This is a genomic window from Microcoleus sp. B3-D7, from assembly GCF_036705305.1.
GTDB lineage: Bacteria > Cyanobacteriota > Cyanobacteriia > Cyanobacteriales > Microcoleaceae > Microcoleus.
Window position 1 is genome coordinate 47,082 of sequence record NZ_JAUBUE010000040.1, and the last position, 15,327, is coordinate 62,408.

Genomic DNA, 15,327 nt, shown 5'->3' on the forward strand with positions numbered 1-15,327 from the left:
CATCTACCTATAGAATGATGCAACGACAAGTTTATTCGATCTCAGGATTTCACTCTTCTGACAAAACCCTGGGGGAAACTCCTAAAAAACAGGATCGTCCGATACACCGGGCGATCGTGTTAATGCTGGTGGCAACAGGTTTGCTGGGCCTGCACGCTAGTCGGCTGGTGGAATTGCAACTGATACAAGGGAAGCAACACCGGGAACGAGCCGAAAACAATCGCGTTCGCCTAGTGCCAATGCCGGCGAATCGCGGACATATTATCGATCGCAAAGGCAAGTTGCTAGCGGCAAACAATTTAGCTCGATCGGTATATTTGTGGCCGAAAGAACAAACGCCGGAAGAGTGGAAAGCGACTGCAGAAAAGTTGAGTCCGCTGGTTAAAATCCCAGCACCAGAAATTTTAAAAAAATTAAAAGAGGTCGATCCTCTATCCTACAGACCGGTGCGGCTCAAGCAAGCAATGCCGCCAGAGGTGTTTGTGCCACTAGCAGAACAGGTGGGACAAATGCGGGGAGTGGAAGTGCGGCCAGAAGCGAATCGCTACTATCCCGAAGGCAGTTTGGCGGCTCACGTTATCGGATATATTGGCGAAGCTACCGCAGCAGACTTGGAAGATCATCCCGAATATCCGATGGGGATGATTGTCGGTCAAATGGGCATAGAAGCGAGCTCTAACAAGAAGATTGCCGGAGTTTGGGGCGATCGGCTGATCGAGGTAAATGCCCAAAATCAAGAATTGCGGCTGATGGGAGAGACACCGCCCAAACCCGGTGAGGCGGTGCAGCTAACCATAGACTTGGAAATGCAAAAAGCAGCCGAAAAAGCCTTGGGGCACCGCCGGGGAGCAGTAGTGGCGATGGATGTCAAAACCGGGGCGGTATTAGTTATGGCCAGCCACCCGACTTTTGATCCCAATCTGTTTACGCGAAAAATCACTAAAGATGAGTGGGAAACTCTTCAAGATCCGGAAAATCCATTTTTGAATCGGGCCATGCAAGGCTATCCCCCCGGCAGCACCTTTAAAATTGTGACTTCCGTCGCGGGCCTGGAGTCGGGCAAATTTTCGCCGGACTCAATTCTCGGTACTTCGTCTTACATTACTGTGGGGGGAATTGATTTTAACGAACACAGTGGCGGTTACGGCGACATCGGCTTTCGGGATGCTTTGGCTTTCAGCAGCAATACATTTTTTTATCAAGTGGGGATTAGTACCGGGCCGGAGCAAATTTCTAAGTGGGGACACCGCTTGGGAATTGGCAAGGATACGGATTTGAATCTTTTGGGGCTAGGCGGCGGCGATCACGGTCAAATCCCGACGCCGGAGGAGAAGGAGAAACTTTATAAAGAACCTTGGTATGCGGGTGATACGGTAACGATGTCGATCGGTCAGGGGTTGGTGTTGGTGACTCCTTTGGAGGCGGCGGTGATGGTGAGTTCGATCGCTAACGGCGGCTATCGGGTGAAGCCTCATCTTTTGACTTCTATGACCGGCACGCCGGAGACTCAACGGGTACATACGGGGATGAAACCTTCAACAATTCAGGTGGTTAAGGAAGGACTGATCGCGGTGGTTGCCGAGGGTACGGGACAGGGGATGAATGACGGTACGATTCCGCTGACGGCGGGCAAAACAGGGACTTCCGAGGTCATCGGACAGAACGATCACTCTTTGTATGTGGCGTTCGGGCCTGCCTCCAAGCCGGAAATTGCGATCGCCGTGGTTGTGGAAAATGGCGGTTATGGTTCTGTTGCCGCAGCCCCGATCGCCAAAGAGGTATTTCAAGCTTATTTTGGGAAACCGAAAAAGGTGAAGCAGCCAGTAGTGATAAGTCCTTAGTTATTGGGCATTGGGCATTGGGCATGAGGAATGGGGAATTGGGGATAGTTTCTTCCTTCTTCCTTCTTCCTTCTTCCTTCTATCCTTTACATCCGTTACATCCCGTACATTGCTCGTTGCCGAACTTCCTTCTGACTAATTCAGCCGCATAAATATTGTAGCTTTGCGAATTCCTGTTATTTCTCCCGTACTGGTGACAGTGAGCGATCGCAAGTGATCGAACAATGGTCTTGCCGAAAGTTCAATTAACCTCAACAGCGGGATTTGTTTTTCCCAAATTGCCCTGCTGGAGGGCCAGTCTAAATAAAAATAGCCGTCGTTAGATGGCGGTAGCGGTTCAATGCTGGTTTGAAAATCTTGATTGGCAACTAAAGAGCCTGTTTCTGCTGCCTCTAGTGCTGCGTCCATTGCTTCTACTGAGGTGGTGAAAATTTCGTATTTGCCGACGGTGGCTCGGACTCCTTTTGCCTCAGTTTCGATCGCACTTTTTCTCTTATTTTCTATTCCATAATTTGGGTTCGTTGTCAACTGCGTCCAAGCGGTAATTTTCTGGTTTCTGAGAGTGAAGCTGCCGATGCTGTATTCTTTGCTGCGGGCAATTTCATCGAGTTTGTCGATCGCCTTTTTGGAATCGGGAGATGTTTCGGCGGCAAAAATCCAATCGGCACTATTTGACGAATTCGGAAGCACTGCTAAAGCGTATTCTCCTTGTACCCAGTCAAATATATCCTGGGGCAGGTTGACGCCCCAAACTTGCTGAATATCTGCGAGAGTGCGATCGACTAAATTTGAGACTTCTGCATTAGTGGAAACCGCCGATGACAAATCAGCCCAAAAATTCCTTAAATCGGTGCTGGCGACGGCGAAAGGACTGGCTGAGGGAATGTATTGTAAGGCTTGCACTGGTTCGGAGAGTGTTGGAGAAGCTGTGTTTTCTCGCGATGTCACTAAAGCAGTTTGAGCCAGCAATCCCCGTCGGTTGACTCCGACAGCAACTGCGAGGGAATTAAGAGAAACTTGGGGATTTTGCTCGGTTGCTGATTGCGGGAGATTGACAAATGCTAAAGCGATTCTGCCTTGAGTTAGCTGCTGCAAAGCTTTTTGATATTCCGGGGTAGTGTTGAGATTTAGGTTTGCTGATTCAACGTTATTAATTGCATCTCGAATCACAATCGGGCTATTGGAAAATAAAACAAAATTTTGGTTATTCCCAGAATTTAAATTACCGACGATGGCTGCTGTTGCGAAGCTGGATGGCAACTTTGAAGTCGGCAGAGAAAACGGGTTAAAAGGCGAAAGTGAAGCAGATTTTTTCTGGGTTCTTGGTGCTTGTTTATAATTAATTCTCACGCCTTTATATATTTCCGAATGAACTGTTTTATCGGCACGAGCTTGTTTGCCCCAGTAGGAGTCGAGAAATTGTTGGCTGCGATCGACATTTTGGGAGGAAACGGCCAGCAAAAACCCGGCTTGTTGGCCGTTGCTGCTGTCGCCATCGAAATCTGGCTTTGTGAGGGCGAGGGTAATTTCGTCACCTATCCAAGGTTGGATATCTCGACTGTAATCCAGGCCCGTATTGGCGAGGAAACTATTTTTGATTTGCTCAAATTCTGCGTGCGATCGACTTCTTTCTTCGGGAGTGGCAAAAACTTGTCGCAATGCTTCGAGGCGATCGGGATTTACCAGCATTGATGCTAACAAAGGTGCTTGTTTCGAGACAAACACAGCCGCAGCCGGAGTAGTTGTCGGCCCGCCAGCGAGCAAATTCAGGGGAGTTTGAGTTGTCAGCCAGTAAAAACCACCGGCACTCAAGCCTAAGAGTGCCAAGACGCCAGCAATGAGGAAAGAAAAGAACGATCGCAGCTTCATACAACAAGGACTAATGACCACAGTCTATTATTAACTAGAGTAGCGCATGACCGTAGCTGTCGGCAGATACTTTTTGTGGTGTTCGCAAAAAAAAAGGATAAACTAAAATATTCTCAAACTATAAAATCCCAGTAAAATGCTAACAATATCAACGCCCGCCGAACAGCGAGTTTTACTGCCAAATATCAGTTGGCATTTATATGAAAGCCTGCTAGCGGAACTGGGCAACAAACGTTCCACCAGAATTGCTTATCATCAAGGTCAATTAGAAATTATGGTGCCGCTACCGGAACATGAAAATCGCAACAGGCTGATCGATCGCTTAATTGTAACTCTCATAGAAGAACTCAATCTGGAGTACAACCCCTTTGGATCGATGACTATTAAGAAACGCAAAAAAGCAGCCGGAAAAGAACCCGATTCATGTTATTATATCCAGAATGAAGCACTGGTCAGAGGGAGAACAGAATTAGACTTTGCTCAAGATCCGCCGCCAGATTTAGCACTAGAAATTGATATTACCAGCAGTTCCTTAAATCAATTTGATTTATATGCAGATTTAGGCGTACCAGAAATTTGGCGGTACGACGGACGAAGCATCAAGTTTTATCAATTGCAAAATGGCGAATATGCCGAGTGCAATTTTTCCCGGGCTTTCCCGATGCTACCGACTGCAAAAGTTGACGAATTTATTAATCGCTGTCAAACTACAGGCGCAACCGCAGCAGTGCGAGAATTCCGGGAATGGGTAAAAAATCAGTAATTGTGTAGTCTACCACGGCACTCCTCGCGCATCGGAAAAATCTGCATCTAGAACCGCCCCAGGATCGAATACAGCATCAGTTAAATCAGCCTTTCTAAACGACGTTACCGACAATTTTTCTATTTCTTCAACAGCAATAAAAAAGCCGATCGCAGTTAACCCAAGAATTACCCCAGAAACCAAAAATAAGACAATTCCCCTGATAGTATCTCCGCCCAAAAATGTCACAATACCGCTAGCCCCGATCGCAGCAGCAGCCCCAGCCACAGCCCCCGCCACAATTCCCGCCTCGCCCCGAGTCGCAGCAATCGCCGTAGCAGCCGTTCCGGCCACCGCCACAGCCCCCGCATCCGCCCCGGCTATCAGTCCAGTCAAAGCCCCAGCCGCCGTCACTGTCACCGCTGTCACCCCAGCCCTAGCAATCAAATTTCTCACCCGCCTGCGGCTTTGTCCGGTTCTGACACCCTGAAAATTTGCCCCCCTCAAAATCGCCCCGGTGAAATTGCAGCCTCGAATGTCGCAACCGCTGAAATTCGCCCCTGACAAGTCAAGGCCTTTAAAAGAACGGTTCCGCAAGTTTTGGTTAGCAAAATTGAGATTTCGAGGTTGAGTCATTCGATTTTAGATTTTAGATTTTAGATTTTAGATTTTAGGTTAGCAACCCAAAGACCTAGGATTATAGATTTTAGATTATAGATTTTAGATTAACCAAGCACAGGGCATTTAGAATAAAGCCTGTGGTTTATAACGAGTTTCCATGTCTCCCTTCTCCGAATCCCCATTTTCCCCCGAACAAATTGCCGGTGAAAGACTCACACCTGAAGAATATGAAGAAATCGTTCAGCGTCTAGGTCGCCATCCTAATAAAGCTGAATTGGGAATGTTCGGCGTTATGTGGAGCGAACACTGCTGTTACAAAAATTCGCGGCCGCTATTAAAACAGTTTCCCACAGAGGGCGATCGAATTCTCGTCGGGCCTGGAGAAAATGCCGGCGTCGTAGACTTGGGATACGGCTTGCAACTCGCCTTCAAAATTGAATCGCACAACCACCCGTCTGCCGTCGAACCTTTCCAAGGTGCGGCAACCGGTGTTGGCGGGATTCTCCGCGATATCTTCACAATGGGTGCACGCCCGATCGCACTTTTAAATTCCCTGCGTTTTGGCAACTTAGACGATGCTAAAACTCAGAGATTGTTCAAAGGCGTAGTATCGGGAATTTCCCATTATGGAAATTGCATCGGAGTACCCACAGTTGGCGGCGAAGTTTACTTCGATCCTGCTTATTCCGGCAACCCGCTAGTTAACGTCATGGCCTTGGGTTTAATGGAAACTCAAGAAATCGTCAAATCCGGCGCTTCGGGAATCGGAAATCCCGTGCTTTATGTCGGTTCAACCACTGGCAGAGATGGCATGGGAGGAGCAAGTTTTGCCAGTGCCGAATTGACCGACAAATCAATGGACGATCGCCCCGCAGTCCAAGTAGGAGATCCATTTTTAGAAAAATCCTTAATTGAAGCTTGTTTAGAAGCATTCAAAACAGGTGCAGTCGTCGCCGCCCAAGACATGGGTGCTGCCGGAATCACCTGTTCCACATCAGAAATGGCAGCCAAAGGCGGCGTTGGCATTGAGTTTGATTTAGACAAAGTTCCAGTCCGAGAAAGCGGCATGATTCCCTACGAATACCTGCTTTCAGAATCCCAAGAACGGATGTTGTTTGTTGCCCAAAAAGGACGCGAACAGGAATTAATCGATATTTTTCACCGCTGGGGATTGCACGCGGTAGTCGCGGGGACAGTGATCGAACAGCCGATCGTCCGAATTCTATTTAAAGGCGAAATCGCTGCCGAAATTACCGCCACTGCTTTGGCAGATAACACGCCAATTTATCACCGAGAACTGTTGACAGAGCCGCCAGGATATGCTAAAAAAGCATGGGAATGGACGGCGGATTCCCTGCCACAATCCACAGTTACAGGTATCGAAATTAACGGCAATTTCCAAACTTGGAGTCAGATTTTGCTGACGCTTTTAGATACTCCCACCATCGCTTCTAAACGCTGGGTTTATCGCCAATACGATCATCAAGTGCAAAACAATACTGTTGTTTTACCGGGAGGCGCTGATGCTGCGGTTGTCAGATTGCGTCCGCTAGAACCTTGCCAATCTTCTCTCGGTAACGGGCTAGAAGTACACCCCCTTGCTAAGGGGGATCTACTCAGAGAAAATGCTGTTTCTCTAGCTTCGGAAAGCAAACAGGAAGAAGAAGTAATTCCTCTATTTACAAAGGCACAAGGTAGGGAAACTCCAAAAGTTTCTCCCCCCCTTAGCAAGGAGGAAGCGCCCCTGGGGATGATTCCTGGAGTTGCTGCAACGGTTGATTGCAATTCTCGTTATGTTTATCTCGATCCTTATGAAGGTGCAAAAGCAGTCGTAGCGGAAGCAGCGAGAAACTTAAGTTGTGTGGGTGCTGAACCTCTCGCAGTTACTGATAATTTGAATTTTGGCAGTCCTGAAAAGCCGATCGGATATTGGCAGTTAGCGTCAGCTTGTCGCGGGATTGCTGATGCTTGTCGCGAGTTGGGAACGCCTGTGACTGGCGGCAATGTTTCTCTTTACAATGAAACTGTTGATGCTGAGGGAAACCCTCAACCAATTTATCCGACTCCGGTAATTGGAATGGTGGGGTTGATTCCCGATTTGAAGAAGATTTGCGGCCAAGCTTGGCTCAAGAAAGGTGATTTAATTTATGTGTTGGGAATGGGGGAATTATCCCAAAACTCAAAACTTTCATCTGAAAGCTCAAAAATTGCAACTTCTCCTACTCTCGGGGGTTCGGAATATTTAGCAGCAATTCACGGGATTGTAGCGGGGAAACCGCCAAGGATAGATTTTGAGTTAGAAAGAAAAGTGCAATCGGTTTGTCGCGATGGAATTCGGCAAGGTTGGGTAGGTTCTGCCCATGATTGTGCGGAAGGTGGAATTGCGATCGCCCTCGCAGAATGCTGTATCTCTGCTAAAATGGGTGCCGAAATCCATCTCAGTTTCAATTCGGAGAAGGTGGGCCGCTGGGATGAAATCTTGTTTGGTGAAATGGGCAACTGCATTGTAGTTTCAGTCGCACCGAAAAATCAAGAAATTTGGGAGTCTTACCTGCAAGAACATTTGACAAAAATGTGGCAGAAAATTGGTTTAGTTTGCTGTGCTGAATCACCTTTCCGGGTTGTGAGTGCTGACAATCAAGCGTTAATTGAGGTTTCGATGGGTGATATGGGCGATCGATTCTATAATGCGATCGAGCGTCGGATTGCATCTGTTTGACAACATGAAGTTTCGATCCCCCTAAATCCCCCTTAAAAATGGGAACTTTGAATACTCTTGTCCCCCCCTTCTTAAGAGGGGGGCTAGGGGGGATCTCCGGGTTTAAAGACACACCTGAGATACCCGACTTCTTACAAAATTCACGATTCTGGCAAAAACCTATTACAGAAGTCGGGGTTCTTGCACACTATACAATATAAACAATATCATTCCTAAAACAAATGATTTGCTGTATCAATCCCGACTGTCAAAAACCCGAAAACCCCGACGGACAAACATATTGCATCAGTTGCGGCCTGGAACTCGTACCCCTCCTGCGAAATCGTTTCCGCATGATCAAACTCCTCGGTCAAGGTGGCTTCGGCAGAACTTATTTAGCAGAAGATATTGATCGACTCAATCAACCCTGTGTCGTTAAACAATTAGCACCAGATGTCCAGGGAACTTGGGCGATTAGCAAAGCGGTAGAATTATTTCAGCAAGAAGCCAGACAACTGCAACAGCTAGGACAACATCCCCAAATTCCATCACTAGATGCCTACTTTGAAGACAACAAATATTTGTATCTCGTACAGCAGTTTGTGGATGGGGATAATTTGTTGACGCTTTTCCACAATCAGGGAATTTGGCAAGAAAACCAAGTTAAGCAACTATTACTCGAACTTCTACCTGTTCTCAAGTTTGTTCACGAACAAAAAATCATTCACCGAGATATCAAGCCTGAGAATATTATGCGCCGTCGCAGGGACGGTGTGTTAATGCTGATTGATTTCGGAGTTTCCAAACAGTTGTCGGGAACAGTGATATCAAGACGGGGAACGCAAATTGGTTCGCATGGTTATGCACCGCTTGAACAAATGCAAGGGGGTGAAGCTTATGCAGCCAGCGATTTGTTTAGCTTGGGGGCGACGGCTTTTCATCTACTGACGGCGGTACATCCTTATGGTTTGTGGACGGAACACGGTTATAGCTGGACAGGAAATTGGCAGCAACATTTGAAGAGTCCCATAGACAAGGGATTGGAAGTGATTTTATCTAAGTTGTTGGCAAAAGATATCCAACAGCGCTATCAATCAGCCGAGGAAGTTTTAATAGATTTTCAACGTCAGTCAAGACAAACTCCCGCACCGACACCACCTCCCACAATTCCTGTGATTCCACAACACTCTTTGCCGTTACCAACTAACACAACAAGGCGAGGTTTCTTGCAATTAGCGGGTTTTGCTGGGGGAGGATTTGCATTAGCCCTGCTGAGTCAAAGTTTGTTAAACAACAAATCTTCTTCATCTTCACCGAATCTTCCACCTTCATCCAACAAGCAGCCGCCATCTCCTAAATCATCAGCTCAAAAATCATCTCCAAAAACTACAGCCAAAAGTTCATCCCCAAAACCATCTCCACAATCTGTAGCAGAAAGTCCATCGCCAAAACCATCTCCAAAACCCCCACCAGAAACTCCAAAACCTAAGCCATATTCCAATGCTTTAAAAAGCTTTACTTTTGAAACAGTGACAGTCAACTCAACGGGGAAAATCGCCAACCGCCGTCAAGGAAAAGCACAGGCTTTTATAGAAAATATTGGGAATGGTATTACTCTAGACATGGTAGCAATTCCTGGCGGCACTTTCCTGATGGGTTCCCCGGATACGGAAGCCGGACGAAGTAGCTATGAAGGGGCGCAGCCTACCCTGAATATGCCTGCTTTTTTTATGGGTAAATATGAGATAACTCAAGAACAATACCAAGCGGTGATGGGAAATAACCCTTCTGAGTTCAAAGGTGCGAAACTTCCTGTGGAAAAAGTAAGCTGGAATGACGCTGTGGAATTCTGCAAGCGGCTTTCTAAAAAAACAGGCAAGACTTATCGCTTACCTTCAGAAGCGGAATGGGAATATGCTTGCCGCGCCGGAACTAAAACACCTTTCTATTTTGGTGAAACAATTACCCCGGATTTAGTTAATTATAATGGCAATAATCCCTACGCTGGGGCATCGAAGGGACTTTACCGCAAACAAACAACTGAGGTCGGGAATTTTTCACCCAATGCTTTTGGACTTTATGATATGCACGGAAATGTTTGGGAATGGTGCAGTCATCTCGACAACGATCGAAGCGATCGCCGGGTGCGGTGTGGCGGTTCCTGGAACGACACTGCGGTGAATTGTCGCAGTGCGTATCGTCTTAGCAACTTGGCGGGCGATCGTTTCTCAGACATCGGTTTTCGCGTGGCTTTGGTTTCCGCCTAGTCTCCGGTTTCCGTTGCTGTACAGTAGTCTCCCGCGAGGATTTTTCTTTTAAGGCTTGGCGGTTTCAACCTGGTTTATAAATATAGTCCTGGACGCATCAAAACCTTCATAACCGGGTTTTTTGCAGTTTTTGTGGTCTGTAGCCCGTCTTCTGGGCAAAAAAACCCGGTTTCTGACCACCCGTGCATAAGCCCTATAATGGTTAAAATATGCCAAGGTCACACATCAGGAAGGATAAAAAATATGACCCTCAATCTTCCTCTTCCCGATTCAATTCAAAATTTTATTAACGAACAAGTGGCAATCGGAGGCTACAGTAATGCAGCGGAATACATCTTGCACCTAATTCGCCAAGAACAAGCAAGAGCCACGCGGGTTGAGTCGTTATTGTTGGCGGGTTTGGATAGTGGCAGTTCTATAGAGATTACCGATGATTGGTGGGAACAAAAACGCGCCCATTTGGTGCAGAAACTTGACCGGCAGCAGCAATGACTAAACGGATTGTTATTACACCAAGAGCAAGTCAAGATTTAGACGAAAATTTTGCTTATATTGCTCAAAATAATCTTGATGCTGCATTGCGTTTTTTTGATGCAGCACGTCAGACATTTGCGAAATTGGCTCAAATGTCGGGAATGGGTCGCCTGTATCCGGTTCAAAATCCACGGTTGGAGGGTTTGCGAAGATTATCAGTTAGGGGCTTTGAAAATTATCTGATTTTCTATCTGTCTTTTGATAACTATATTGAGGTAGTGAGAATTCTGCACGCAGCGAGAGATTTAGAGGAAGTTTTGTCAGGAGATGAAGCTGATTGACTTTGTAGATTAGAAAAATTTTTCAGGCTGCCAAATTTCCATCCCACGGTTCACTCCTATCGACATTACTTAATACTCTATCGCGCCCAAAATGACATTACATTGTCGCACAGATTACCATGATGATATAGTAGGTCAATTTTATGAATAAGTCAAGCTCGATCGCCCTTAAATCCTAATATTTTAAAACGCCCATCAAGCAAGTTTCTAATTTATTTTCCATTGCACGATCGCCTATTTCTTCGTTCCCCTCTACTGGGACGAGAGTTTGACTCTTAAGCAATTTCAAGAGACTGTTGGCGAATTTAAAAATGGTTTCACCACGAACCCCTAAAAATGGTGGATCAAGACTAAATGTTTAATTAACCATATAGCTATTAAGTAGCCACAGCGAACCCAAATGCTGCATTCCAGATGTAAGGGGTAACACCCTTGGCGAATTCGCCAACAGTATTTTTCTATCATCAAATCCCTCGCCTGCCGTTAATCAAGGTTACTATAGGAGTTGGTGGCGATCGATACTACAATGGCCTTAAACGCCGCATCGCTTCTGTCTGAAATGCTACACGAGTTGGAAATAATGACAGATCCGTGGCAAGATTAAGGGAATGTTAAGTTATGCGACGCTTTCGCAAACCAGATTTCCCGCTAAAACTGTCCCCCTAACCCACCTTCCCCATTAGGAACCCACCCATCTATGATTCCCAACCATTCCTTCGCGGCTGACGAGCATTCTAGCAAACCCGACAAGCCCGAGGAAGCTTGTGGCGTTTTCGGTATCTACGCACCGGGTGAAGATGTCGCCAAGTTGACCTACTTCGGTTTGTATGCTTTGCAGCACCGCGGTCAGGAATCAGCAGGAATTGCCACCTTTGAAGGTGAAAAAGTCCACCTGCACAAAGATATGGGACTGGTTTCCCAAGTCTTTAACGAATCGAGTTTAGGTCACTTGCCCGGTAACTTAGCAGTAGGCCACACTCGCTACTCTACTACCGGCTCGTCGCGGGTTGTCAACGCTCAACCTGTTGTCGTCGAAACCCGTTTGGGAAGTCTCGCTTTAGCACATAACGGGAATCTTGTCAATACCAAAGAATTGCGGGAAGAGTTGATGTCTCGGAAGTGCGAATTTGTCAGCACGACGGATTCAGAGGCGATCGCAGTGGCGATCGGTTCCGAGGTAGACAAGGGCAAAGACTGGCTCGAAGCAGCGATCAGCGCCTTTGCTATGTGCCAAGGAGCCTTTAGTTTGACGATCGCCACCCCCAAAGGCGTGATGGGAGTTCGGGACCCCCACGGCGTCCGACCGCTGGTAATTGGCATCCTCCCGACAACTCCGGTACGATACGTTTTAGCATCGGAAACTTGTGGTTTGGATATTATCGGTGCTGAATTTTTGCGGGACGTAGAACCGGGGGAATTAGTTTGGATTACAGAGGAAGGTATGGCTTCCTTCCACTGGAGTCAGCAGCAGAAGCGCAAACTTTGTATCTTTGAAATGATCTATTTTGCTCGACCCGACAGCCAGATGGAAGGTGAAAGTTTGTACAGCTACCGGCTGCGGATCGGGCGTTTGTTGGCAGCAGAATCTCCGGCTGATGCGGATATAGTCATCGGCGTTCCCGATTCTGGAATCCCGGCGGCGATCGGCTTTTCTCAAGCTTCCGGCATTCCTTACGCCGAAGGATTAATTAAAAACCGCTACGTCGGGCGCACTTTTATTCAACCGACTCAGACAATGCGGGAGTCAGGAATCCGCATGAAACTCAACCCTCTCAAAGATGTGTTGGAAGGGAAGCGAGTAATTATTATCGATGATTCGATCGTGCGCGGCACAACCAGTCGCAAAATCGTCAAAGCCTTGCGGGATGCGGGCGCAACGGCAGTTCACATGAGAATTTCTTCGCCGCCGGTGACTCATCCTTGTTTCTACGGAATCGACACCGACAATCAAGATCAGTTGATTGCTGCTACTAAGTCAGTCGCAGAAATCGGCGCCCAAATTGGGGTTGATTCTTTGGCTTTCTTGAGTTGGGATGGAATGCTGAAGGCGACTAACGAAGACCCGATGAGTTTTTGTTCGGCCTGTTTCACTGGTGATTATCCGATCGACGTTCCAGAAGTGGTAAAACGGTCTAAGCTCATATTAGAAAAAGCTGGAACCTAGAAAATCAAAAAGTGGGAAAGCGATCGCCCGTCACTTTCCCCAATTTATGGGTTTTCTATTTTTTCTGGTAAGTCATTGCCAGAATGTGTGTAGAAATGTTACATTAACTTAGCTTTAGCAATTCTTGCAGAATTTGTGAACAGTAGTGAACAGTCGCTTGGGTAGAACTTGTGTGAAACCCAACACTCGGATTTTAGATTGAGATTGCAGGTTTGAGATTTGAGATTTGTCCTTGAATCTAAAATCGCCAATCTAAAATCGATGGTCTTTCCCTACACTCTCGTTCACAATTCTTGCTCGAAGCGCTGTATGCTACCTGCAGACTGGAGGTAGTTCCTCCAGATGTCCACTCTCAGATGGAAGTCGCATTTCGCACCAACAACGGGCACATGAGATTTTTTCAGATAACAGGGTCGATCGCACAAATTTTTCCCACACAAGTATTCCACAAGCCAACTTGCTTGAGAATCGCGGACGGGCTGTTCATGCGAACTAAAGAACTTTAGGAACCCTTGCAGAGTAAAAATATGGCTCCTTGCGGGTTGAAAGTGACTTCACCTGCATAGGGATACAACCCCCCGACTCCAGTCCGGGAGAGCCAAAAAATTTAGATCTTAGTTTAAGCCCCCAGATTGATCTGTGGAGTGAATCTAAAATCTAAAATCTAAAATCTAAAATCGATTGACTGTTACAAGGCGGAATGCGGTTTCTCAAGTCAGCTTAAATCGGAAACTTCGTGCAATCAAATACTGTTCTCAATCCCCCGAGCAATCAAGACTCGTTCTCTCGTACAGCAGAGTTACCTTTTACTCTTCAAGATATCAAGGCAGCCATTCCAGCCCACTGTTTTGAGCCCTCGGCATGGAAATCTCTGGCTTATTTCTTTTTAGATATTGGCATCATCGCAGGTTTGTATGCGATCGCCTACACCGTCGATTCCTGGCTGTTTTACCCAATCTTTTGGTTGATGCAGGGAACCATGTTTTGGGCATTGTTTGTAGTGGGCCACGACTGCGGACACGGTTCATTTTCTAAGAGCAAATGGCTCAACAACCTGATCGGACACCTCTCCCACGCTCCAATTCTCGTACCCTTCCACGGTTGGCGGATTAGTCACAGAACCCACCACGCAAATACAGGCAGCTTAGATAACGATGAAAGCTGGTATCCGGTATCGGAGAGCAAATACAATCAAATGCCTTGGTACGAAAAGCTAGGACGCTTTTATTTGATGTTATTTGCCTATCCAATTTATCTATTTCGCCGATCGCCCGATCGGGCAGGTTCTCACTTCATGCCCGGTAGCCCGATTTTCCGTCCGTCCGAAAAATGGGATGTGTTGACGAGTTCCGCATCCTTGGTACTGATGGTAGGCTTTTTAGGCGCGCTAACATATCAGTTTGGTTGGCTGTTTTTACTCAAGTTCTACTTGGTTCCCTATGTAGTGTTCGTGATGTGGCTGGATTTGGTAACATTCCTGCACCACACAGAAGCCGATATTCCTTGGTATCGCGGTAAAGATTGGTCTTTCTTGAAAGGTGCATTGTCTACGATCGATCGCGACTACGGAATCATCAATTCCATCCATCACGATATCGGCACCCACGTAGCCCACCACATTTTCTCGACCATGCCGCACTATCACTTGAAGGAAGCAACGGAAGCCATCAAGCCAGTGTTGGGCGATTATTATCGCAAGTCAACCGAGCCAATTTGGAAGAGCTTTATTCGCTCTTACTGGGATTGTCATTTTGTCTCGGATACAGGTTCTGGAGTTTACTACGAATCACCTAACAGTCGGCGATCGGCTGAAGTTAAGTAGCTTAAATAAACAATAGAATACGCAAAAACCCGGCTTCTTAAAGAAACCGGGTTTTTCATTATTTTTGGGCGTGTTTAATTAGATGTTCCACATCTGGAGGGCTAACAAGCGGCCCCAAACCCAGAGTGGGTAAAAATGCACCCGAATTATAGTAAAAAAAGATAGGGAGTCAAATCGTTACACGGTCGCTTATGCCCAAAATAAATGTTACCAATATTTTATCAGACTCACTTATAAAAACTACTGACACCAGCCCAGTTTCTTTTACGGACAATCTTGTTGAATTTGATACAAGAGCAAGAAACAAGTGAGGTTAGAGCGACTGGTGAAAGTATTTACCTACCCAATTAGTACCGAAAGTCTTGCCCAAACGGAATAAGATTCCTGGACTTATAGCAACCGCCAAGGCGGTTAACCCTCTTTTGTCACTCTCGTGGTAGTATAAGGAGTGACACACCCCAAAAGCATTGCCAGTCCTATGGTAGAGC

General features: G+C 46.6%; 10 protein-coding genes. 8 read left to right on the forward strand and 2 right to left on the reverse strand.

The genetic code is table 11. The features are described from left to right. Window positions 1-14 precede the first annotated feature (14 nt). Window positions 15-1,841, forward strand: a complete 1,827-nt coding sequence (gene mrdA / locus QUB25_RS22715) for a penicillin-binding protein 2 (protein ID WP_333186343.1) — start codon at window positions 15-17, stop codon at window positions 1,839-1,841. A 135-nt stretch (window positions 1,842-1,976) separates the two neighbouring features. Here mrdA and QUB25_RS22720 read toward each other — a convergent pair whose 3' ends face one another. Beyond that, window positions 1,977-3,710: a DUF3352 domain-containing protein gene (locus tag QUB25_RS22720; RefSeq protein ID WP_333186344.1), complete on the reverse strand. Its 1,734-nt coding sequence runs from the start codon at window positions 3,708-3,710 to the stop codon at window positions 1,977-1,979. A gap of 136 nt (window positions 3,711-3,846) precedes the next feature. Here QUB25_RS22720 and QUB25_RS22725 point away from each other — a divergent pair, with 136 nt between their 5' ends. Then, on the forward strand, window positions 3,847-4,473 hold the full coding sequence (locus tag QUB25_RS22725) for a Uma2 family endonuclease (protein WP_333186347.1): 627 nt from the start codon (window positions 3,847-3,849) through the stop codon (window positions 4,471-4,473). A 9-nt stretch (window positions 4,474-4,482) separates the two neighbouring features. On the opposite strand, the gene QUB25_RS22730 is transcribed toward QUB25_RS22725, so the two are convergent. Next, window positions 4,483-5,088 carry a pentapeptide repeat-containing protein gene (locus tag QUB25_RS22730; protein WP_333035987.1) on the reverse strand — a complete coding sequence of 202 codons (606 nt, stop codon included), beginning with the start codon at window positions 5,086-5,088 and terminating at the stop codon, window positions 4,483-4,485. A 142-nt stretch (window positions 5,089-5,230) separates the two neighbouring features. Here QUB25_RS22730 and purL point away from each other — a divergent pair, with 142 nt between their 5' ends. From purL to QUB25_RS22760, 6 genes are all read left to right on the forward strand, one after another. Next, window positions 5,231-7,792 (forward strand): phosphoribosylformylglycinamidine synthase subunit PurL, encoded by a 2,562-nt coding sequence (purL, locus tag QUB25_RS22735; protein WP_333186350.1) that lies wholly within the window; start codon window positions 5,231-5,233, stop codon window positions 7,790-7,792. A 221-nt stretch (window positions 7,793-8,013) separates the two neighbouring features. Further along, window positions 8,014-10,038, forward strand: coding sequence for a bifunctional serine/threonine-protein kinase/formylglycine-generating enzyme family protein (locus tag QUB25_RS22740; RefSeq protein WP_333186354.1), 2,025 nt, complete (start codon window positions 8,014-8,016; stop codon window positions 10,036-10,038). A 243-nt stretch (window positions 10,039-10,281) separates the two neighbouring features. Continuing rightward, entirely contained in the window at window positions 10,282-10,530 is a 249-nt protein-coding gene (locus tag QUB25_RS22745) for a type II toxin-antitoxin system ParD family antitoxin (RefSeq protein ID WP_333186357.1), read from the forward strand. After that, a complete protein-coding gene (locus tag QUB25_RS22750; RefSeq protein ID WP_333186360.1) occupies window positions 10,527-10,853 on the forward strand; it encodes a type II toxin-antitoxin system RelE/ParE family toxin in 327 nt (108 codons plus the stop codon). The genes QUB25_RS22745 and QUB25_RS22750 overlap by 4 nt, the downstream gene beginning before the upstream one ends. 697 nt (window positions 10,854-11,550) lie before the next feature. Continuing rightward, complete coding sequence (gene purF, locus QUB25_RS22755) at window positions 11,551-13,017, forward strand: amidophosphoribosyltransferase (protein ID WP_333186363.1); 1,467 nt, start codon at window positions 11,551-11,553, stop codon at window positions 13,015-13,017. Between the two features lie 736 nt (window positions 13,018-13,753). Next, complete coding sequence (locus QUB25_RS22760) at window positions 13,754-14,839, forward strand: DUF3474 domain-containing protein (RefSeq protein ID WP_333186367.1); 1,086 nt, start codon at window positions 13,754-13,756, stop codon at window positions 14,837-14,839. The last annotated feature ends 488 nt before the right edge of the window (window positions 14,840-15,327 follow it).

Excerpts from the sequence above, each read along its gene's own strand:
- QUB25_RS22745 (WP_333186357.1), top strand. The coding sequence starts at position 10,282 with ATGACCCTCAATCTTCCTCTTCCCGATTCAATTCAAAATTTTATTAAC.
- QUB25_RS22720 (WP_333186344.1), bottom strand. The coding sequence starts at position 3,710 with ATGAAGCTGCGATCGTTCTTTTCTTTCCTCATTGCTGGCGTCTTGGCA.
- QUB25_RS22750 (WP_333186360.1), top strand. The coding sequence starts at position 10,527 with ATGACTAAACGGATTGTTATTACACCAAGAGCAAGTCAAGATTTAGAC.
- purL (WP_333186350.1), top strand. The coding sequence starts at position 5,231 with ATGTCTCCCTTCTCCGAATCCCCATTTTCCCCCGAACAAATTGCCGGT.
- QUB25_RS22730 (WP_333035987.1), bottom strand. The coding sequence starts at position 5,088 with ATGACTCAACCTCGAAATCTCAATTTTGCTAACCAAAACTTGCGGAAC.
- QUB25_RS22725 (WP_333186347.1), top strand. The coding sequence starts at position 3,847 with ATGCTAACAATATCAACGCCCGCCGAACAGCGAGTTTTACTGCCAAAT.
- purF (WP_333186363.1), top strand. The coding sequence starts at position 11,551 with ATGATTCCCAACCATTCCTTCGCGGCTGACGAGCATTCTAGCAAACCC.
- QUB25_RS22740 (WP_333186354.1), top strand. The coding sequence starts at position 8,014 with ATGATTTGCTGTATCAATCCCGACTGTCAAAAACCCGAAAACCCCGAC.
- mrdA (WP_333186343.1), top strand. The coding sequence starts at position 15 with ATGATGCAACGACAAGTTTATTCGATCTCAGGATTTCACTCTTCTGAC.